Source organism: Kribbella sindirgiensis, from assembly GCF_004331435.1.
GTDB classification, from domain to species: domain Bacteria; phylum Actinomycetota; class Actinomycetes; order Propionibacteriales; family Kribbellaceae; genus Kribbella; species Kribbella sindirgiensis.
This window is the reverse complement of the sequence record NZ_SJKA01000016.1, coordinates 52603-72961: the sequence shown is the minus strand read 5'-3', so window position 1 is coordinate 72961 and position 20359 is coordinate 52603. Positions and strand designations below refer to the sequence as shown.

Below are 20359 nucleotides of genomic sequence, written 5' to 3'. Positions count from 1 at the left end.
TCAGGTGATCCGGACGCGGAGGCGCCGGAAGCCTCTGCCCTTGCTCTCCATCTTCACGACCTCCATCCGCCCGATCAGCGCGGTGGACGCGACGTGCGTGCCGCCGTCGGCCTGGGTGTCGAGGCCGGCGATGTCGACGATCCGGACGACCTCGATGTCCGGCGGGAGCAGATTGGTCGCGGTCCGGATGATGTCCGGGATCGCGAACGCCTCGTCGCGCGGCAGGTTGCTCACGGTGATCCGGCGGTCGGTGCGGATCTCCGCGTTGACCGCCTCGGCGACCCGGTCCTTGAAGTCCGGCGGTACGTCGGCCAGATCGAAGTCCATCCGCGCCGACAGCGGCTCCATGTTCCCGCCGGTGACGAGCGCGCCGAAGTCGCGGAACACCACGCCGGTCAGCACATGCAGCCCGGAGTGCGTCCGCATCAGCTGCGTACGCCGTTCGTCGTCGAGCGCACCGCGGACCGCGGTCCCGGCCGGCGGCACCGGGTCGCCCTCGTGCGGCGTCAGGTACAGGTCGTCGCCCTTGGTCGTCCCAACGATCCGGGTCCGGACGCCGCCCCACAGCAGCACGCCCTGGTCCGGCGGCTGCCCGCCGCCGCCCGGGTAGAACGCGGACCGGTCGAGCACGATCCCGCGCTCCGGATCCACGCCGACGACCGTCGCGTCCCACTCCCGCACCGAGGCGTCGTCGAGATCGAGCCGATGCGTGTGCCCGTGCTGCTCGCTCATGACCGCTGCACCAGGTCGGTGAAGGCGTCGAGGGCGTGGCGGATGTTCTCGACCGAGTTCGCGTACGAGAAGCGCAGGTGGCCCTCGCCGTACGCGCCGAACGACGTACCGGGCAGGCAGGCGACCCCGGCCTCGTCCAGCAACCGGTCCGACAGGGTCGCCGCCGATACGCCGAGTTCGCTGATGTTCGGGAAGGCGTAGAACGCGCCGCCCGGTTCCACACACGAGACGCCCGGTACGGCGTTCAGCCCGGAGACGATCACCTCGCGCCGTTCGCGGAACGCCTCGAGCATCCGGTCGACGTCGTCCCACGGCCCTTCGAGGGCGGCGATCGCGGCGTGCTGGCTGAACGCCGACGTACACGACACCGAGTTGATCATCAGCCGCGTCACCGGCTCCACCAGCGGCTCCGGGAACACCCCGAAGCCCAGCCGCCAACCCGTCATCGCGAACGTCTTCGACCAGCCGTCGAGGAGGACGGTCCGCGACGCCATCCCGTCCAGGTCGAGCACGCTGTGGTGCTCCCCGTCGTACCGCAGCGCCCAGTAGACCTCGTCGCTGAGCACGACCAGGTCGTGCTCGATCGCGATCTCGCCGATCTCGGCCAGCTGCTCGGGCGTGGAGGCGCTGCCGCACGGGTTGTGCGGTGAGTTGAGGATCAGCAGCTTGGTTCGCTCGGTGACCAGCGAGCGCAGCTCGGCGGGGTCGATGACGAACCCGTTCTCCTCGCGCAGCGGCACCGGCACCGGCTGCGCGCCGGCGAACGCCGCGATCGACGCGTACATCGGGAACCCGGGGTCCGGGTAGAGGACCTCGTCGCCCTCCTCGCAGAGCGCGAGGATCGTGAAGAACATGATCGGCTTCGCGCCCGGCGTGATCAGCACCCGGTCGGGTGTCGTGCGCAGCCGGCCGGTGCGGTCGAGGAAGTCCGCGACCGCGGTCCGCAGCTCGGGGATACCGGGCGCCGGCACGTAGTGCGTGTAGCCCTTGTCCAGGGCCTGCTGCGCGGCCGCGATCACGTGCGGCGGCGTGTCGAAGTCCGGTTCGCCGATCTCGAGATGCACGATCTCGCGGCCCTGGGCCTCCAGGGCCTTCGCCTTCGCGAGCACCTCGAACGCCGATTCGGTCCCCAAGCGGTCCATCCGTTGAGCAAGTTTCACGGCAACCACCCTAGTTCTGCGAGGATTGCTACGTGGCACGGGTAGCGGTTACCGGAAGCAGCGGAAAGCTGGGCAAGGCCGTCGTCGATCATCTGGCGGACCACGGGTGGGAAGTGGTCGCGCTCGACCAGGCCGCACCGGCGCGGGCGGACGTCACGTCGACGCGGCTGGATCTGACCGATTTCGGCCAGACCTACGAGGCGATCGCCGGGATCGACGACCGGCACGACGGCGTCGACGCGGTGGTGCATCTGGCCGCGATCCCGGCGCCTGGCCTGCGGCCGAACGCGGCGACGTTCCACAACAACATGACCGTCACCTACAACGTGTTCTCCGCCGCGCTGCGGGCCGGTGTCCGGAACATCGTGTGGGCGTCGAGCGAGACCGTGCTCGGCCTGCCGTTCGACGAGTTCCCGCCGTACGTGCCGGTCGACGAGGACTATCCGCCGCGGCCGAACAGCACGTACTCGCTGGTCAAGACGCTCGAGGAGGAGCTGGCCCGCCAGCTCTGTCGGTGGCATCCGGACCTGAAGCTGATCGGGCTCCGCTTCTCCAACGTGATGTACCCCGAGGACTACGCGCGGTTCCCGGCGTTCGACGCGGACGCGCACGCCCGCAAGTGGAACCTCTGGGGCTACATCGACGCGCGCGACGGCGCGCAGGCCGTCCGCAAGGCACTCGAGTACGGCGTGACCGGGACGGACGTCTTCATCGTCGCGAACGCCGACACGGTGATGTCCCGGCCGAACGAGGAGCTCCTCGCCGAGGTGTTCCCCGGCGTACCCGTGAAGCACCCGTTCGGCCCGAACGAGACGCTGCTGTCGATCGAGAAGGCGCGCCGCCTGCTCGGTTACGAGCCGGAGTTCTCCTGGCGGGGCCCGAACGGGAAGAGCGAGTCCGGGTCGTAGGCCGCCCGTACCTCGGCCAGCCGCGCGAACGTGTCGGCCGGCCACGACTTCTCGTACGACCCCGGGAGCGCGAAACCGCCGGCGAAGTTCACCGTGGTCTCCTCGCACACCCACGGCTCGAGCCGCCCGAGGATCCCGTCGACCGTTGCCGGAAGCACCTTGTCGAACAGGTTCGGATCCGGTACGCCGATCAGCGTCAGCGTGCACGCCCCGCTGCGGCCGCCGACCGCGCTGCCTTCGGGGACGTCGCGTTCCGTCGCGCCGCCGAGGTACCGGAGCTCGACCGCGACCAGCGGGATCTGCTGCTCCGGGCCGGCCACCTCCAGGAACGCCGCGACGAACTCCGCGTCCAGTTCGTCCAGCAGCATCCCGCGGTCCCACGACGGGGTCGGGTCCTTCGGGTCGTTGTGGATCAGCGCGATGTCGCTCGCCGGCATCTCGCCGACGGCGTCGATCAGCGTCGGGCCGGCGTCGCGGATCGGCTGGAAGAGCCGCTTGCCGTCGGCCGCGTCACCGACGTACGCGAACCGCACGCTCAGTACGGTCTTGCCGCGCAGCGGTTCGGGGATGAACTCGAGCGGCGGCAACCGCAGGATCACGACCGACGAGTTCGCGCTCTCCGGCAGCGACCGCGTCCACTCGGCCCAGCTGGTCAGCGCGGACGCGATGTGTTCGGCGTCGAAGAACACCGAACCGCCGTACAGGGTGCGCAGTTCGACCAGCCCGAAGTCCATCGCGGTGACGATGCCGAAACCGCCCTTGCCGCCGCGCAACGCCCAGAACAGGTCCGGGTGCTCGGTCTCGCTCGCGGTCACCACGTCACCGGCCGCCGTCACGACGCGGAACGCCCGCGCCCAGTCGGACGAGAAGCCGTACGTCCGGGCGAGCGGGCCGAGGCCGCCGCCGAGGGTGTACCCGATGCAGCCGACCGCGTCGGACGCGCCGGTGATCGGCGCCAGCCCGTACGGTGCGGCGGCCGCGATCACCTCGGCCCATTGGGTGCCCGCGGTGATGTGCGCGACCTGTTCGTCGGCGTCCACGCTCACGCCGGTCATCCGCCGCGTGGTCACCACGATCCCGCCCTGCATCGGGTTCGGGATGCCGTGGCCGGTCGCGAGCACGCGGACCGGCGTACCGGTCTCGGCCGCAGCGCGGACCACCGCGACGGCGTCGTCCTCGGACATCAGCCCGACCACCACGTCCGGCGTGTGCGTCACGGCCAGGTTGAACCCGGCCAGTTCCTCGTCGTACCCCTTGTCACCCGGTGCCAGCACCGGTCCGGCGACCTCGCCCCGCAGCCGGTCGATCAACGCGTCGGTCACGTCCTTCATCCCCTCCCAGAAGCCCTGCCCTGGAGGTTTCCACACCCTGGGGTCAGGGTGGAAACACGCCTGATCGGGGGGCCGACTCGACGGTAACGGCCCTGGGCTGAAAGCCTGTGCCAGCGACACCTGTCCGCTGCGATCCAGGGGAGAGGTCTGTCCGCACAGCTCAGGGTGAGACACGGAGGCGGTCGATGTTCAAGCGTATCGCAATAGTGAACCGGGGTGAAGCCGCGATGCGGCTCATCAACGCGGTCCGCGAAGTCAACGCCGAAGGCGGTGACCCGATCGAGACCGTGGCCTTGTTCACCGACGGCGAGCGGACGGCGACCTTCGTGCGTGCGGCGGACATCACGTACCCGCTCGGGCCGGCGTCGGCCCGGCCGTACCTGGACCTGGAGGTCCTGGAGCGGGCGCTCCGCGAGACCGGGGCGGACGCCGCCTGGGTCGGCTGGGGCTTCGTCGCCGAGGACCCGGCGTTCGCGGAGCTGTGCGACCGGATCGGCGTGACCTTCATCGGCCCGTCGGCCGAGGCGATGCGCAAGCTCGGCGACAAGATCGGCTCGAAGCTGATCGCCGAGGAGGTCGGCGTACCGGTCGCGCCGTGGAGCCGCGGAGCGGTCGAGTCGCTGGACGCGGCGCTCGCGGCGGCCGAGCGGATCGGGTACCCGTTGATGCTCAAGGCAACGGCCGGCGGCGGTGGCCGCGGCATCCGGGTGGTCCGTTCCGCCGACGAGCTGTCCGAGGCGTACGCGCGGACCAGTGACGAGGCGGCCCGTGCGTTCGGCAGCGGCGTGGTGTTCCTGGAGCGCCTCGTCACCGGCGCGCGGCACGTCGAGGTCCAGGTGATCGCGGACGGCGAGGGTACGGCGTGGGCGCTCGGCGTCCGGGACTGCTCGGTGCAGCGCCGCAACCAGAAGGTGATCGAGGAGTCCGCGTCGCCGCTGCTGTCGGCGTCCCAGGTCGACGACCTGAAGGCGTCGGCCGAGCGGCTGGCGATCGCGGTCGGGTACCGGGGCGCCGCGACGGTCGAGTTCCTGTACCACCCGGGGGAGAAGTCGTTCGCGTTCCTCGAGGTCAACACCCGGCTGCAGGTCGAGCACCCGATCACCGAGCTGACCACCGGGTTCGACCTGGTGAAGGCCCAGTTGCACGTCGCGTCCGGCGGCCGGCTGGACGGCGTGCGGCCGGTCGAGAGCGGGCACGCGGTCGAGGCCCGCCTGAACGCCGAGGACCCGGACCGGGACTTCGCGCCGTCGCCCGGGCGGATCGCCGTCCTCGACCTGCCCGCCGGCCCCGGCATCCGGGTCGACACCGGTGTCAGCGCCGGCGACAGCATCCCGGCGGACTTCGACTCGATGATCGCGAAGATCATCGGGTACGGACGGACCCGCGAGGAGGCGCTCGCGCGGCTGCGGCGCGCGATGCAGGCCACGACCGTGCTGATCGAGGGCGGCGCGACCAACAAGAGCTTCATCCTCGAGCTGCTCGACCAGCCCGAGGTGATCGACGGCAGCGCCGACACCGGCTGGATCGACCGGGTCCGCGGTGAGGGCCGCCTGGTCTCGCACCGGCACTCCGGCATCGCCCTGGTCGCGGCCGCGATCGAGGGGTACGAGGACGCCGAGCAGGTCGAGCGCACCCGGTTGTACGAGACCGCGCACGGCGGCCGCCCGCAGGTGCAGCACGAGGTCGGTCGCGCGATCGACCTGAAGCTGCGCGGCGCGAGCTACCAGGTCACCGTGGCGCGGATCGGGCCCGAGCGGTTCCGGGTCGGGGTCGGCAACGGGCAGCTGAAAGTCGTGGACGCCGAGCTGGAGCGGCTCGACGAGTACACGAGCCGACTGGTCGTCGGCGGGCAACGGTTCCGCCTGGTGACCGCGACCCATGGCCCGGTGCATCTCGTCGAGGTCGACGGCGTCACCCACCGCGTGAGTCGCGACGAGGGCGGCGTACTGCGTTCGCCCGCTCCGGCGCTCGTGGTGGCGACGCCGGTGCAGACCGGCGCCGAGATCGAGGCCGGCGCCCCGGTGCTGGTGCTCGAGAGCATGAAGATGGAGACGGTGCTGTACGCGCCGTTCAAGGCGACCGTTCGCGAACTGCTGGTCTCCACGGGCAGCCAGGTGGAGACGGGCGCGCCCCTGCTCCGGCTGGAGCCCGTCGCGGACGAGACCGCGGAGGTTGCTGCTCCGGTGCAGAACGGCGTACAGCTGGATCTGCCGAACGGGAGCGGGGAGAAGTCCGCGGCCGAGCGGCTGGAGCGCGGGCTGGACGACCTGCGGAGCATGCTGCTCGGGTTCGACATCGACCCGCAGGACGAGGGCGGCATGCTGGCCGACTACCTCGCCGCCCGGTCCGAGCTCGCCCACCAGCGCTCCGGGCCGCCGATCGGTCCGGAGATCGAGCTGCTGACGGTGTTCGCGGACTTCGCCGAGCTGAGCCGCAACCGGCCGGCCGGGACGGACACCACGCTCGAGAACCGGGTGCACAGCCCGCGCGAGTACTTCTACACGTACCTGCAGAGCCTGGACCCGGATCGCGGCGGCCTGCCGGGCGAGTTCCAGGCCCGGTTGACCCGGGTGCTGAGCCACTACGGGGTGACCGGTCTGGAGCGGAGCCCCGAGCTGGAGGAGGCGGTCTTCCGGATCTTCCTGGCGCAGCAGCGGTCGAGTCCCGACGTACTGCTGGTGACGTCCGTGCTGCAGCGGTGGATCGCCGAGCCGCTGCCGGAGGCGCCGCTGGACGAGTGCGTGCACGAGCTGCTGGACCGGCTGGTGCTGGCCACGCAGCTGCGGTTCCCGGTCGTGGGCGACCTGGCCCGGAGCGTGCGGTTCCGGTGGTTCGACCAGCCGCAGGTCGACGCCGAGCGGGCGTCGATCATCGCGGGCGTCGGGGACGAGGTCGCCGACCTGGCGACGCTCCCGGACTCGCCGGAGCGGCAGCGGCGGATCGACGCGCTGGCCGCGATCCCCGAGCCGATCGTCCGGTTCCTCGCCCAGCGGCTGGAGGGCGGCTGGGGGGAGCGCGAGCCGATGCTCGAGGTGCTCGTCCGGCGGCACTACCGCGAGTACGAGCTGCACGACCTGCGCGCGTTCGCCGTCGACGGACGGCCGTTCGCGACCGCCGACTACTCGATCGACGACCGCCCGAGCCACCTGGTCACGACGGTCGGCACGGTCGCCGAGCTGGCCGATCGCGACAGCGGCCTGGTGCGCGCGCTGACCGATCGGATCGAGGCCCGGACGGCGGGCCACGAGGCCGTCGTCGAGCTCTACCTGTACGGCCCGGACCTGCCCGACTCACAGCAGGACGCCTCGGACCTGTACCGCCGGATGGTCGCCGACCTGCCGGTCGCCCAGCGGGTACGCCGGATCTCGGTCGCCATCGCGCCGGGACAGGGACGGCCGGTCTCGTACTTCACGTACCGCCCGGCCGGCGGATCGATGGCCGAGGACGACAACGTCCGCGGCGTCCACCCGATGGTCGGCCGCCGCCTGAACCTCTGGCGGCTGCGCGACTTCCGCATCACCCGCCTCGACGCGCCGGAAGACGTACTGCTCTACTACTGCGTCGCCCGCGACAACGAGGCGGACCGGCGGCTGGTCGCGCTGGCACAGGTCCGCCAGTTCGCCGTGGTCCGGGACGAGGACGGGCAGGTCACGTCGCTGCCGCACGCGGAGCGCGCGATCTCGAACTGCCTCGAGGCGATCCGCCGGGCCCGCTCCGCGCGCGGTGCGGCGGGCGCGAAGCTCGACATGAACCACGTCTGGGTGCAGATCTGGCCGGTGGTCGACGTCCAGGTCGACGAGGTGACCGCGCTGCAGCGCAACATCGCCCCGATGACCGCGGGCGCCGGGATCGAGGAGGTTCTGGTCCAGGGCGACGTCGCGGCGCCGGACGGCTCGGTCAACCCGGTCGCCGCGCGGTTCTACTACCAGCACGGCGCCGGCGTCGTCACGTCGATCGAGCAGCCGCCGACCGGGCGGTTGCTGCCGCTCGACGACTACGCGCAGAAGGTGCAGCGGTCCCGGCGGCGGAACACGATCTACCCGTACGAGGTCAGCGGTATGGTCGCCGGCCAGGGCGGCTCGTTCGTCGAGCACGACCTCGACGACGGCGGCCGTCTGGTCCCGGTGGACCGGGCGAAGGGCCTGAACAAGGCCGGCATCATCGTCGGCATCGTCACCACGCCGACGACCCGGTACCCCGAGGGCGTCACCCGGGTCGCGATGAGCGGCGACCCGACCATGGCGCTCGGCGCGGTCGCCGAGGCGGAGTGCTCGCGGATCATCGCGGCACTTGACCTGGCCGAGCAAATGTCAGTGCCGGTCGAGTGGTACTCGCTGTCGGCCGGCGCCCGGATCTCGATGGACTCCGGCACCGAGAACATGGACTGGGTCGCGAAGGCGCTGAAGCGGATCGTCGAGTTCACCCAGGCCGGCGGCGAGATCAACGTCGTGGTCGCGGGCATCAACGTCGGCGCGCAGCCGTACTGGAACGCCGAGGCGACCATGCTGATGCACACCAAGGGCATCCTGGTGATGACGCCGGACAGCGCGATGGTGCTGACCGGCAAGCAGACGCTGGACTTCTCCGGCAGCGTCTCGGCCGAGGACAACTTCGGCATCGGCGGTTACGACCGGGTGATGGGCCCGAACGGGCAGGCGCAGTACTGGGCCCCGGACCTGAAGGGCGCCCGCGACGTGCTGATGACGCACTACGACCACACGTACGTCGCGGCGGGGGAGAGCGGTCCCCGGCGGGCGGTCACGAACGACCCGGCCGACCGGGACGTGACGCCGTACCCGCACGACGTCGAGGGCAGCGACTTCAAGACGATCGGCGAGATCTTCTCGGCGGCGACGAACCCGGACCGGAAGAAGGCGTTCGACATCCGCACGTTGATGCGGGCCGTCACCGACCAGGACCACCCGGTGCTGGAGCGCTGGGCCGGGATGGCCGACGCCGACACCGCGGTCGTGCAGGACGCGCGGCTCGGCGGGTTCCCGGTCTGCCTGGTCGGGATCGAGTCGCGCTCGGTGCCGCGGCGCGGTTTCCCGCCCACCGACGGTCCGGACACGTACACCGCGGGCACGCTGTTCCCGCGGTCGTCGAAGAAGGTCGCGCGGGCGATCAACTCGGCCAGCGGGAACCGGCCGCTGGTCGTGCTGGCGAACCTGTCCGGGTTCGACGGATCACCGGACTCGATGCGGAACCTGCAACTCGAGTACGGCGCCGAGATCGGGCGCGCGATCGTGAACTTCCGCGGGCCGATCGTGTTCTGCGTCGTCTCGCGGTACCACGGCGGCGCGTTCGTGGTGTTCTCGAAGTCGCTGAACCCGTCGATGACGGTGCTCGCGGTGGAGGGATCGTTCGCCTCGGTGCTCGGCGGCGCGCCGGCCGCCGCGGTGGTGTTCGCGGCCGAAGTGGACGCGCGGACCGCCGCGGACCCGCGGGTCGCGGCACTGGCCGAGCGGGTCGGCGAGGCCGCCGGCGCGGAGCGGGCGGCACTGGCCACGGAGCTCGCGGACGTCCGAACCGTCGTACGGGCAGAGAAACTGGGCGAGGTCGCGACCGAGTTCGACCGGGTGCACAGTATCGAGCGGGCCCGCGAGGTCGGGTCCGTCGACGCCGTGATCAATGCCCGGGAACTGCGGCCGAAGTTGATCGAGGCAATCAATTCCGGGGTACCGGGAGTTTGATCTCTCGCCTACCCTGGACGGGTGCGTACCGACAGGGGCGGTCGCAGTTGGGCTCGGTCGTTGATCACGTTCATCGGCGTGAGCGCGCTTTCTGGTGCGCTGGCGGCGGGGCTCGCGGTCCCGTTCGCCGGCTTCGCCGGGCGTGGCGCAGCTGAGGTCGCGGACTCCGTTCAGAGCTTGCCGCGGGAACTCGAGATCGATCCGGTGGCCGTTCGCAGCCGCATCCTGGCCGCGGACGGCACCCTGCTCGCGACCCTGTACGAGCAGAACCGGGTGCCGGTGCCGTTGTCCACGGTCAGCCCGATCATGCGCAAGGCGATCGTGGCGATCGAGGACTCCCGGTTCTACGACCACGGCGCGCTCGACCTGAAGGGCACGCTGCGCGCGATGGTGCGCAACCAGACCGAGGGTGAGGTGCAGCAGGGCGGGTCGAGCATCACCCAGCAGTACGTGAAGATGAGCCTGGTCGAGAAGGCGCGGACCGCGGCCGAGCGGCAGCAGGCCACCGAGGTCTCGTACGAACGCAAAATCGCCGAGCTGCGGTACGCGATCGCGGTCGAGAGCGAGCTGTCCAAGGACGAGATCCTCGAGCGGTACCTGAACCTGGCGAACTTCGGCGACGGCACGTACGGCATCCAGACCGCGGCCCAGCACTACTTCCGGACCACCGCCGACAAGCTCACGCTCCCGCAGGCCGCGCTGCTGGCCGGACTGGTGAAGAACCCGTCGGGCTACGACCCGACCAACGACCTCACCCGTTCCAAGGCCCGCCGGGACGTGGTGATCAAGCGGATGCTCGAACTCGGCGTGATCACGGTGGGACAGGCGAACCGGGCGCTGCGGACGCCGGTGATCGACCTGGCGAAGGTCGAGCCGGTGCCGAACGGGTGCGCCAACTCGCGGTACCCGTTCTACTGCGACTACGTGGTCTCCAAGCTGCTCGCCAACCCGGCACTCGGTGCGACCGTCAAGGACCGCGACCACTACCTGAAGACCGGCGGCCTGCTGATCCGGACCTCGATCGACCCGAAGATCCAGGCCGCGGCGCAGGCGTCGATCGACGCGCACACCAAGCGCACCGACTCCGCGATCGCCGCGATCAGCATCGTCGAGCCCGGCACCGGCCTGGTGAAGGCGATGGTGCAGAGCCGCCCGTACGGCAACGGGAGCTTCCACACGAACTACAACTACAACGTCGAGAAGTCGTACGCCGGCGGGTACGGCGGGTTCCAGAACGGCTCGACGATGAAGGCGTTCACGATCGCGGCCGCGCTGTCCAAGGGCATCCCGATGGACACCCGGATCAACTCGCCGGAGCAGATCGACCTGCGCACCAAGAAGTTCCGGACCTGCAAGGGCTGGACGCGCGACCCGACGTACCAGCCGCAGAACTCGACGCGCGGCGGCAACGTGACGATGGTCGAGGCCGCGCGGTACTCGACCAACACCTACTTCCTGCAGCTGTCGCAGCGGACCGGGCTGTGCTCGATCGCGACGATCGCGGCCAAGCTCGGGATGTACAACGCGCAGACGCTGAAGCCGCTCGACCAGGTGATCTCGATGACGCTCGGGGTCGGGTACGTGACGCCGCTGATGCTGTCGAACGCCTACGCGACGTTCGCGGCGCGCGGGAAGTACTGCGAGACGCTGGTCGTCACATCGGTGCGGGACAAGGCGGGGCGTCCGATCCCCGGTCCCGGCTTCAACTGCAAGCAGGTCCTCCCGCGGGCGGTCGCGGACGGCGTGAACCGGGTGCTGAGCGCGGTGATGATGCCGGGCGGGACCGGCGGCCGGCTGCGCTTCGGCACCCGCGACATGGCCGGCAAGACCGGAACGATCCAGGACAACCTGGCCGTCTGGTACGCCGGTTACACGCCGAACCTGGCCGCGGCCTCGGTGGTCGCGGACGCGAACCTGCCGTACACCAACCTGATGTACCGGCACACCCTGGACGGTAAGGACATCGCCGACCCGACCGGCTCCGGTACCGCCGGCCCGCTCTGGCAGACCGCGATGCAGGGCGCCCTCCGCGGCCTCCCGGTCGAACGGTTCGTCGCACCGCCGAAGAAGCTGATCGGCGACCCGAACCCGAAGCCGGCCGACCCCGAGAAGAAACCCGATCCGAAGCCCAAGCCCAAGCCCCGTTAGTGTCCCGAGCCGGACGTTCGTGTGCTGAGCCCACGCCCGAAGCAAAGACTGTGCGAGGTGCTTTGGGGAGGTTTACCCTCCCGAAATGGGCTGTAGCACTCCCCGGTTCCGTCCACGGACCTCCCCAAACCGGTTTGGGGGGCTGCGGAGGCTGTTGGTTGAGCTGCGATCGCATCAGGATCGACTTACGACGCGAACTCGCGGCGCACGACGCTAGAGGGGTCTGAGGTCCGATCCCGGGACCCAGACGATCTCGCCGTCCTGGTCCCGGAACCGGCCCAGCCAGACGCCGTTGTCGCGGATCCAGACGTCCAGCTCACCGGTCGACCAGGTCGCGCGCTGCACCCGCTGGGAAGGATCGACGTGCCGTACGGCGTCCGCCGCACGCGGCCCGTGGGCGTCGTACTGCACGTCGAGATCGGCTGCCAGCTCCCGGGCCTTCCGCTCGTCGTCGATACCTGTTGCGCGCCACCCGTTGACCGCACCGTCCCAGACGCCGAACCTGTTGGATCCGTCGTCGGACGGGCGAACCGTGAACCGACCAAGCATGGGTTCAGATTACCGCGTCTTCGAACAGATGTTCTAGTCTTGATCGGGTGAGGTGGTGTGTGCGACGAGTCAGTTCCGGTAGCGGAAGATGATCCGGCCCCGGTCCAGGTCGTACGGGCTGAGTTCGACCAGGACGCGGTCCTCGAGGACGATCTTGATGTAGTTCTTGCGGATCTTGCCGCTGATGTGGGCGAGGACCTTGTGGCCGTTGCTGAGTTCGACCCGGAAGCTGGCGTTCCGGAGACACTCGACGACGATGCCCTCGACCTCGATACCGCCTGCTGCTCTGGGCATGTCAGACCGCCTTTCCCGGCCGGCGGATCAATTCCAGAGTGGTGCCCGTACGGCGCGCGCCGAGCCCCTCGAACAGCGCCAGCGCGGCAGTGTTGGTCTCGTCGACCTCCGCCGTGGCGGCTTCGAATCCGCAGCCGTGCAGACCGTCCAGCACGTGATCGAGCAGCGCTCGGCCGATGCCGTGCCGTTGCTCGGCCGCGAGTACGGCGACCAGCCCGATGCGTGGGCGCCGGGTCATCGTGGCGACCCGGACCAGTCCGACGTACCGGCCATCCCGGACGGCGATCGTGTACTGCGACGGATCGATCGGTCTCGTGCCGCCCTGCCAGGGCAGCACCTCCGGGGGCATCGTGTGCCAGCCGGCAGCGGCTTCGACCTCGCCGCGAATCGCCCGGTCCAGCTCACGCAGCGGTGCCTCGTCGGCGGTCGTGATGACCACCCCCGACGGCCCCGATCGCACAGTCGCACGGGAAGGTCCGGTGGGTACGGCGAACTCGGCTTCACGGCGCCAGGTCGCGAATCCCGCGAGTACCCAATTGGTCAGCAGGTCACGGTCGGTCTCGTCGACCACTGTGTACTGGACCTGGTCGTGGGGCTGGTCGGCCACCATGGCGGCGGCGAGCCGGTGGAAGACGGCATCACGCCAGGTGTCGATGCTGAGGAAGGTCCGCCCGTCGAGCCGCCGCGTCGCATGACCGCGGCCGACGACCAGATCGTTCTCGATCGCGTGCCATTGGTTGTCGGCAACACGAGAGATCGTGAAACGCACAGTGTGCATAGGTGTTTCCTTTCGGGAGTCTCGTGGCGCTCCCGACGACACCTACGTCAATCGCCCGCCCGTGACCACGGGGAGGGGAGCACCCACAGCGCTACAGCGTTCATCGGGGCCTCACCTCCAAGCGCGAATGTCACGGACCACGGCACGGTATCAGTCCGGTTGCCGGCCCGCCCAGGCATTTACGGGGTACCGCAGGTGCCGGTGTCCGGCGAGTCGTGGGTTTCTGAGCGGTTGCCGTGTGTGGGGTGGAGCGGGCTGAGGTGTGTGGGGAGGGTTTCCGCCCGTTCAGAACACAGCCCGATCAGGGGAGACAGGAACTGGTGGCCACGGACAGGAACTGGTGACAGGAGATACCCAATAACCTGTTCAAGCCCCCGCGAACCCCGACCCTGCCCTCCGCATACCAGCCACCGCCCACACATCGAGCAGGAGAGCCGGGTAACCCCTCGCGTACAGGGTTCTCCCCTCGTGTATGAGCAGAGAACCCCCATGAGGGGAGAGCCGGTCTTCTGCTCGGAGGTTGGAGTGGATGGAGTGGGGTGGAGTGTCAGGCCTCAGGTTTTGCGGCCGTCGAACACTTGTTCTAATATGTGGTCATGGGGTACAACAACCCGCCGATCAAGTGGTCCGAGTTGGAGCGTCGGCTCTCGGATCGGTCGCGGCCGGGTAGTCACGGTGGGCGGCCGGTGACGGGGGACGGTGGGGACAGTCCGGCGTGGTCGCAGCATCGGGGGCCGTATGTGGCTTCGAAGGCTGCCCGGCCGGAGCATTCGGTGCCGTACGCCGAGCTCCACGTCCACTCGAACTTCTCCTTCCTGGACGGCGCCTCGCAGCCGGAGGATCTGGTCGAGGCCGCTGTCCGGCAAGGGCTGCACGCGCTGGCGCTGACCGATCACGACGGGTTCTACGGCGCGGCGCGGTTCGCCGAGGCCGCCGCGGCGTACTCGATGCCGACCGTGTTCGGGGCGGAGCTGTCGCTGGGGCTGACCGGTCCGCAGAACGGGGTGGCCGACCCTGAGGGCAGTCACCTGCTGGTGCTGGCCGAGGGGCAGGAGGGGTATCACGCCTTGGCCGGCGCCATCACCGAGGCGCAGCTTGCCGGCGGAGAAAAGGGGAAGCCGGTCTACGTCTTGGAGGAGTTGGCCTCGGTCGGTCGCGACTGGGTGATCCTGACCGGTTGCCGCAAGGGGCTGGTCCGGCAGGCGCTGGAGCTCGGCGGGCATGCCGACGGTCCGGCGGCGGCCGGCCGCGAGCTGGACCGGCTGACCGCGCTGTTCGGCAAGGACCGGGTGGTGGTCGAGCTGATCGACCACCACGTCCCCGCCGACACCACGCGGAACCGGGTCCTGGCCGGCCTGGCCGCCGACCGCGGCCTCCCGGTAGTTGCCACGAACAACGTTCATTACGCGACCCCGGCCCAGCACAAGCTGGCGGCCGCGCTGGCCGCCGTACGGGCCCGTCGCGACCTGGACGCGATGGACGGCTGGCTGCCGTCGAGCGGGATGGCGTTCGTGCGCTCCGGCGCGGAGATGACCGCCCGCTTCCAGCGGTACGACGGGGCGGTGGCGCGCTCGGTGACGCTGGCGGACCAGCTCGCGTTCGACCTCGCCCGCGCGAAACCGAAGCTGCCGTTGCGCGACGTACCCGACGGGCACACCCCGATGTCGTGGTTGCGGCACCTGACCTTCGAGGGCGCCGCGAAGCGGTACGGGACCCGCGAACAACGCCCGGACGCGTACGAGCGGTTGACCCGCGAGCTGGCCGTGATCGAGGAGAAGGAGTTCCCGGGGTACTTCCTGATCGTGGAGGATATCGTCCGGTTCGCCCACGATCACGGGATCCTCTGTCAGGGCAGGGGATCGGCGGCGAACTCCGCGGTCTGCTACGCGCTCGGGATCACCGCGGTGGACAGCATCCTCTACAACCTGCCGTTCGAGCGGTTCCTGGCCACCACTCGCGCCGAGGAGCCGGACATCGACGTCGACTTCGACTCCGGACGCCGCGAGGAGGTGATCCAGCACGTCTACTCCAAGTACGGCCGGCACAACGCCGCCCAGGTGGCGAACGTGATCTCGTACCGCCCGAAGTCCGCCGTCCGGGACATGGCCAAGGCGCTGGGGTACTCCGTCGGTCAGCAGGACGCGTGGTCGAAACAGGTGGACGGCTGGAGCCCGGAGATCACGTCGACCGAGCACGACATCCCGCCGCAAGTGGTGGGGATGGCGACCGAGCTGCTGAAGTTCCCGCGGCACCTGGGGATCCACTCCGGCGGGATGGTGCTGACCGAGCGTCCGGTCGGCGAGGTGGTGCCGATCGAGCACGCCCGGATGGAGAACCGCACGGTCCTGCAGTGGGACAAGGACGACTGTGCGTGGATGGGGCTGGTCAAGTTCGACCTGCTCGGGCTCGGCATGCTGGCCGCGCTGCAGTACTGCCTGGACATGGTCCGCGAGCGGATCGGGGAGTCGTGGGAGCTGCACACGATCCCGCGGGAGGAGGCCGGGGTCTACGACCAGCTCTGCCACGCGGACTCGGTGGGGGTGTTCCAGGTGGAGTCCCGCGCGCAGATGGCGACCCTGCCGCGGCTGAAACCGCGGCGGTTCTACGACCTGGTCACCGAGATCGCGCTGATCCGGCCCGGCCCGATCCAGGGCGGCGCCGTGCATCCGTACATCCGCCGCCGGACCGGGGAGGAACCGATCACCTACCTGCACCCGAAGCTGCAGCCGGTGCTGGAGCGGACCATGGGCGTGCCGCTGTTCCAGGAGCAGCTGATGCAGATGGCGATGGCGGTCGGCGAGATTGACGGCGACGAGGCCGACCTGCTGCGCCGCGCGATGGGGTCCAAGCGCGGTATCGAGAAGATCTCGTCCCTGAAGGACAAGCTGTACGCCGGGATGGCGGGTAACGGGATCACCGGGGAGCTGGCCGACGAGATCTACGCCAAGATCGAGGCGTTCGCGAACTTCGGGTTCGCCGAGTCGCACTCGATCAGCTTCGCGCTGCTCGTCTACTCCAGCACGTGGCTGCGGCTGCACTATCCGGCCGCGTTCCTGGCCGCGCTGCTCCGGGCGCAGCCGATGGGGTTCTACTCACCGCAGTCCCTGGTCGCCGACGCCCGCCGGCACGGTGTCGAGGTACGCCGTCCGCACCTGGAGCTCTCGGGGGTCGACGCGGGGCTCGAGCTGCTGGTCGAGGGGCAGGAACTGACCGGGCCGACCGGTCTCGACGCGTGTCTGGCCGATCCGCAACCGTTGGTGGGTCCGTTCGATCCGCGGGCGCCGTTCGACACCACGGTGCATCGCAGGGACGGGGCGTTCGCGGTCCGGCTCGGGCTGGCCGAAGTACGCACCGTGGGGGAGAAGGGCGCGAAGCTGATCGTCGAGGAGCGGGAGCGGGGCGGGCCGTTCACCGAGATGGCCGACCTGGTCCGGCGTACCGGGATCACCGCGGCACAGGTCGAAGCGCTGGCGACCGCGGGGGCGTTCGACTGCTTCGGGCTCGACCGGCGGCAGGCCTTGTGGGAGGCGGGCCGGGCGGCCGAGGAGCGTCCGGGGCAACTGGCCGGGATCACCGCGGCCGGCCCGCCGCCGACGCTGCCCGGGATGAGTGACATCGAGGCCGATATGGCGGATCTGTGGTCAACCTCGATCACCACCGCGAGCCATCCGATGCAACGGGTCCGCGACCGGCTCCGCGCCGACGGCATCCTGTCCGCGGCCGAACTTCGCCAGGCTCCTGACGGCGCCCGCGTCCGGGTCGCCGGTGTGGTCACCCATCGCCAGCGCCCCGCCACCGCCTCGGGTGTCACGTTCATGAACCTCGAGGACGAGACCGGCATGGCGAACATCGTCATCACCGTCGGCTGCTGGCACCGCCACGCCGCCGTGGCCCGCAACGCCGCCGCCATGATCATCCGCGGCCGCGTAGAACGCGCCGGCGAAGTCACCAACCTCTCCGCCGACCACCTCCAACGCCTCCCGCTGGCCGCCCGCACCAAATCCCGCGACTTCCGCTGACCTCGTGACAGTACGGTCTGGGGATGGATGTTGACTGGGGTGCTGAGGTGGTTGATCAGATCGACGCGCATTGGCAGGGGCGGCTGAGGCCTCGGTTGGAGGGGCTGGGGGATGACGAGTATTTCTGGGAGCCGGTGGCTGACTGCTGGACGGTGAGTCGGCGTGGGGAGAGTTCGGCGCCGATCTCGTTCGGCGCCGGTGAGTTCACGATGGACTACGCCGAGCCGCCGTACGAGCTGGAGCCGGTGACGACGATTGCCTGGCGGATGGCGCACCTGATCGGTGGACTGGCGTCGACGAACGGGAAGCAGTTCGGCCGTACGGCGGTCAGTGAGCAGACGTACTGTTACGCGGGGACTGCCGAGGAGGCGTTGCGGCAGCTTGATGCGGAGTACGGAATCTGGATCGACGGCGTACGCCGGATGGGAACGGCGGGACTCGCCGAGCCGCAGGGGGAACCGCTCGCGTTCGCCCACGCGCCGATGGCGAAGAAGATGCTGTACGCCAACATCGAACTGATCCACCACGGCGCGGAGATCTGCTTGCTTCGGGATCTCTATCTGCGTCTCGGTGTCGGATCGGGCGTGGGGAGTTCGTTGCAGGGGTGAGCGGCTGCTGACGGCCGACGTACCTGAGGAGAGCGTGATGACTGCTACCTATACGTTCGACGTCTTTTCCAGCCTCGATGGGTTCGGGGCGCACACCGGTGACTGGGGTGGGTATTGGGGGAAGCAGGGGCCGGAGTTGCTCGAGCGGCGGCTGGCCTTGTACGCGGGGGAGTTGCGGATGGTGCTCGGAGCCACCACGTACCGGGCGCATGCGGAGATGCTGGCGGCGAGTGCCGAGGGCGACGAGGCTCGGGATGCGTGGGTGACCCGGATGCGGGAACTGCCCGCGACGGTCGTGTCGAGCACGCTGCGGGAGCCGCTCGACTGGCCGGATGCGACGGTGGCGAGCGGAGACGCCGTCGAAATCGTTGCCCGGCTGAAGGAAGAGTCCGATGTGCCGTTGCGGTCGCACGGCAGCTTGTCGCTGAACCGGGCGCTGCTGGCCGCCGGCCTGGTCGATCGCGTTCAGGTGACGGTGTTTCCGGTGATCACCGGCCGGACCGGGGTGGATCCGGTGTTCGGAGGCGCGGCCGACTTCGACCTCGAACTGCTCGAGACCCGCACCCTCGACGGCAACACCCAAGAACTCACCTACCGCCCGACCCTCCACCCTTAGCGTCCTCAGCCGGAGGCGTCCAGTGCCCATGGCATCTTTGTGTACCCACCAACCATCCCCGGGCCAGTTTCGTGGTCGAGCCGTGCACAAAGACGACCGGCAATGCGACGAAGGGGGCTTTGGGGAGTTCTACCCTCCCGGAACGGGCAGTAGCGCTCCCCAGTCCCGTCCGCGAACCTCCCCAAACCGGTTTGGGGAGGTTGATGGACGGAGCCGTGCTGGTCGGGGTGCGGGCTCTGTGGGGCGGGCCGCGATCGCGTCAGGATCGACTGACGACGCGAACTTGCGGCGCAAGACACCAGCTTCAGGCTGGTGTGAGGGTTCGGCGGCGGGTCCAGAAGGGGGTTGGGTGGGGGAGGGCTACGGCGTAGTAGTCCGCGCGGGTGGATAGGTAGGTGGTGCACTCGGCGTTGCGGGTGGACTCGTAGGTGGTGAGGGGGGCGGGGTCGGCGGGGTGGGTCAGCAGGCGGGCGGCGGTTGTTGCGGCGGCTTCGGCGGTGCGGAGGGCCCGGGGTACGCCGCTGCCTGAGATGGGGTCGACGGCGAGCGCCGCGTCGCCGACTGTGAGCCAGGGGCGGGTGTCGCCGGGCCGGACGAGCCGATGACTGGCAGCGGAGTACACCCGGGGAGTGGTCGGCAGGCGTACGCCGTCGGACGTAGTTGAGCGGGTTGTCGGGCCGAGGTGGGTTGCGGTGTCGCCGCGGAGTGCGGTGCCCAGGCGGAGCGCGGTGCCCAGGCGGAGCGCGGTGTCGAGGCGGAGGGCGGTGTCGAGGCGGAGGGCGGTTGCAGTGGTGGATGCGAGGTGGGTGCGCCAGGGGTTCGGGGCGGTGAGGTTGTGGTGGCGGCAGATGTCGGCGTCGGTCATGAACATGCCGACCATCGCGTTCCCGGGAAGGGGCGCGGTGTACCACCAGCCGTCAGGGACCGACTCGATCAGCAGGTACTGCTCGGCGGCGACGTCCACGCCGTTCCATTGGGCCGTGATCCCGACCAGGCGGTCGAAGGCGATGCGACGGGCACCGAGCGACCGCCCGATAGTGGCCGAGCGGCCGGTCGCGTCGATCAGGACCCGGCCTGTGAGGCGACGGCCACCAGAACAGGTGAGTTGCCACAGGGCGTCGTACCGGGAGCCGACAAGGGACGTGCCGAGGGACACGCATGCCCCGGCGTCGGCGGCCGCGTCAAGGAGCATCCGGTCGAAGAGCCGGCGATCGACATGCCAGCCGCTGGCGTAGCCGTTCTCGAGATGCGAGTGCGCGGCCGGTTCCGTGCTGCTCCAGATGCTCCGGGTGCCCCAGGACGGCAACGGGCCCAAGGCAACGAACTGCTCCCAGATCCCGAGATCCCGCAGCAACGGTTGGATGCTCGGGGCAAGCGTTTCGCCGACCCGCGGACGGTCGAACCGGCTGCGCTCCAGCAACGCGACAGTGTGTCCCGCACGTGCCAGTCGCAGGGCGGTCGCTGCGCCGGCGGGGCCTCCGCCGGCGACAACGACGTCGTACGTCGTGACCGTGTCGATCACG

At 69.9% G+C, this 20359-nt stretch carries 13 protein-coding genes; 6 read left to right on the top strand and 7 right to left on the bottom strand.

What is annotated here, in order from left to right; translation table 11 throughout:
- Together E0H50_RS33410 and E0H50_RS33405 are read right to left on the bottom strand one after the other, a co-directional pair.
- The gene (locus E0H50_RS33410) at window positions 1-732 is read right to left on the bottom strand and encodes an alanyl-tRNA editing protein (RefSeq protein WP_131294994.1); all 732 of its coding nucleotides are present in this window, start codon (window positions 730-732) and stop codon (window positions 1-3) included.
- A complete protein-coding gene (locus E0H50_RS33405) occupies window positions 729-1892 on the bottom strand; it encodes a pyridoxal phosphate-dependent aminotransferase (RefSeq protein ID WP_202868443.1) in 1164 nt (387 codons plus the stop codon). The genes E0H50_RS33410 and E0H50_RS33405 overlap by 4 nt, the downstream gene beginning before the upstream one ends.
- A gap of 32 nt (window positions 1893-1924) precedes the next feature.
- On the opposite strand from E0H50_RS33405, the gene E0H50_RS33400 reads away from it, so the two are divergent.
- A complete protein-coding gene (locus E0H50_RS33400) occupies window positions 1925-2800 on the top strand; it encodes an NAD-dependent epimerase/dehydratase family protein (protein ID WP_131294993.1) in 876 nt (291 codons plus the stop codon).
- Here the strand turns inward: E0H50_RS33400 and E0H50_RS33395 are convergent.
- The gene (locus E0H50_RS33395; protein WP_238151542.1) at window positions 2743-4122 is read right to left on the bottom strand and encodes an FAD-binding oxidoreductase; all 1380 of its coding nucleotides are present in this window, start codon (window positions 4120-4122) and stop codon (window positions 2743-2745) included. The genes E0H50_RS33400 and E0H50_RS33395 overlap by 58 nt on opposite strands.
- 194 nt (window positions 4123-4316) lie before the next feature.
- Between E0H50_RS33395 and E0H50_RS33390 the strand changes: the two genes are divergently transcribed.
- Window positions 4317-9824 carry an ATP-binding protein gene (locus E0H50_RS33390; protein WP_131294991.1) on the top strand — a complete coding sequence of 1836 codons (5508 nt, stop codon included), beginning with the start codon at window positions 4317-4319 and terminating at the stop codon, window positions 9822-9824.
- A gap of 21 nt (window positions 9825-9845) precedes the next feature.
- A complete protein-coding gene (locus E0H50_RS33385) occupies window positions 9846-11972 on the top strand; it encodes a transglycosylase domain-containing protein (RefSeq protein ID WP_131294990.1) in 2127 nt (708 codons plus the stop codon).
- A gap of 213 nt (window positions 11973-12185) precedes the next feature.
- Here the strand turns inward: E0H50_RS33385 and E0H50_RS33380 are convergent, their stop codons facing one another.
- From E0H50_RS33380 to E0H50_RS33370, 3 genes are all read right to left on the bottom strand, one after another.
- Window positions 12186-12521, bottom strand: a complete 336-nt coding sequence (locus E0H50_RS33380) for a hypothetical protein (protein WP_131294989.1) — start codon at window positions 12519-12521, stop codon at window positions 12186-12188.
- Window positions 12522-12590: 69 nt separating this feature from the next.
- Entirely contained in the window at window positions 12591-12815 is a 225-nt protein-coding gene (gene infA, locus E0H50_RS33375) for a translation initiation factor IF-1 (protein ID WP_131294988.1), read from the bottom strand.
- A gap of 1 nt (window position 12816) precedes the next feature.
- Window positions 12817-13593 (bottom strand): GNAT family N-acetyltransferase, encoded by a 777-nt coding sequence (locus tag E0H50_RS33370; RefSeq protein ID WP_131294987.1) that lies wholly within the window; start codon window positions 13591-13593, stop codon window positions 12817-12819.
- Between the two features lie 596 nt (window positions 13594-14189).
- On the opposite strand from E0H50_RS33370, the gene E0H50_RS33365 reads away from it, so the two are divergent.
- Genes E0H50_RS33365 through E0H50_RS33355 form a run of 3 tightly spaced genes read left to right on the top strand, consistent with a single transcriptional unit; the run spans window position 14190 to window position 18836 of the window.
- The gene (locus E0H50_RS33365) at window positions 14190-17612 is read left to right on the top strand and encodes an error-prone DNA polymerase (RefSeq protein ID WP_131294986.1); all 3423 of its coding nucleotides are present in this window, start codon (window positions 14190-14192) and stop codon (window positions 17610-17612) included.
- Window positions 17613-17635: 23 nt separating this feature from the next.
- Complete coding sequence (locus E0H50_RS33360; RefSeq protein ID WP_131294985.1) at window positions 17636-18220, top strand: DinB family protein; 585 nt, start codon at window positions 17636-17638, stop codon at window positions 18218-18220.
- Window positions 18221-18257: 37 nt separating this feature from the next.
- Window positions 18258-18836, top strand: coding sequence for a dihydrofolate reductase family protein (locus E0H50_RS33355; protein ID WP_131294984.1), 579 nt, complete (start codon window positions 18258-18260; stop codon window positions 18834-18836).
- Between the two features lie 304 nt (window positions 18837-19140).
- Here E0H50_RS33355 and E0H50_RS33350 read toward each other — a convergent pair whose 3' ends face one another.
- Window positions 19141-20358 (bottom strand): NAD(P)/FAD-dependent oxidoreductase, encoded by a 1218-nt coding sequence (locus tag E0H50_RS33350; RefSeq protein WP_131294983.1) that lies wholly within the window; start codon window positions 20356-20358, stop codon window positions 19141-19143.
- Window position 20359 lies beyond the last annotated feature (1 nt).

Coding starts and splice junctions, on each gene's coding strand:
- E0H50_RS33410 (WP_131294994.1), bottom strand. CDS start 732: ATGAGCGAGCAGCACGGGCACACGCATCGGCTCGATCTCGACGACGCC.
- E0H50_RS33390 (WP_131294991.1), top strand. CDS start 4,317: ATGTTCAAGCGTATCGCAATAGTGAACCGGGGTGAAGCCGCGATGCGG.
- E0H50_RS33380 (WP_131294989.1), bottom strand. CDS start 12,521: ATGCTTGGTCGGTTCACGGTTCGCCCGTCCGACGACGGATCCAACAGG.
- infA (WP_131294988.1), bottom strand. CDS start 12,815: ATGCCCAGAGCAGCAGGCGGTATCGAGGTCGAGGGCATCGTCGTCGAG.
- E0H50_RS33370 (WP_131294987.1), bottom strand. CDS start 13,593: ATGCACACTGTGCGTTTCACGATCTCTCGTGTTGCCGACAACCAATGG.
- E0H50_RS33365 (WP_131294986.1), top strand. CDS start 14,190: ATGGGGTACAACAACCCGCCGATCAAGTGGTCCGAGTTGGAGCGTCGG.
- E0H50_RS33360 (WP_131294985.1), top strand. CDS start 17,636: ATGGATGTTGACTGGGGTGCTGAGGTGGTTGATCAGATCGACGCGCAT.
- E0H50_RS33355 (WP_131294984.1), top strand. CDS start 18,258: ATGACTGCTACCTATACGTTCGACGTCTTTTCCAGCCTCGATGGGTTC.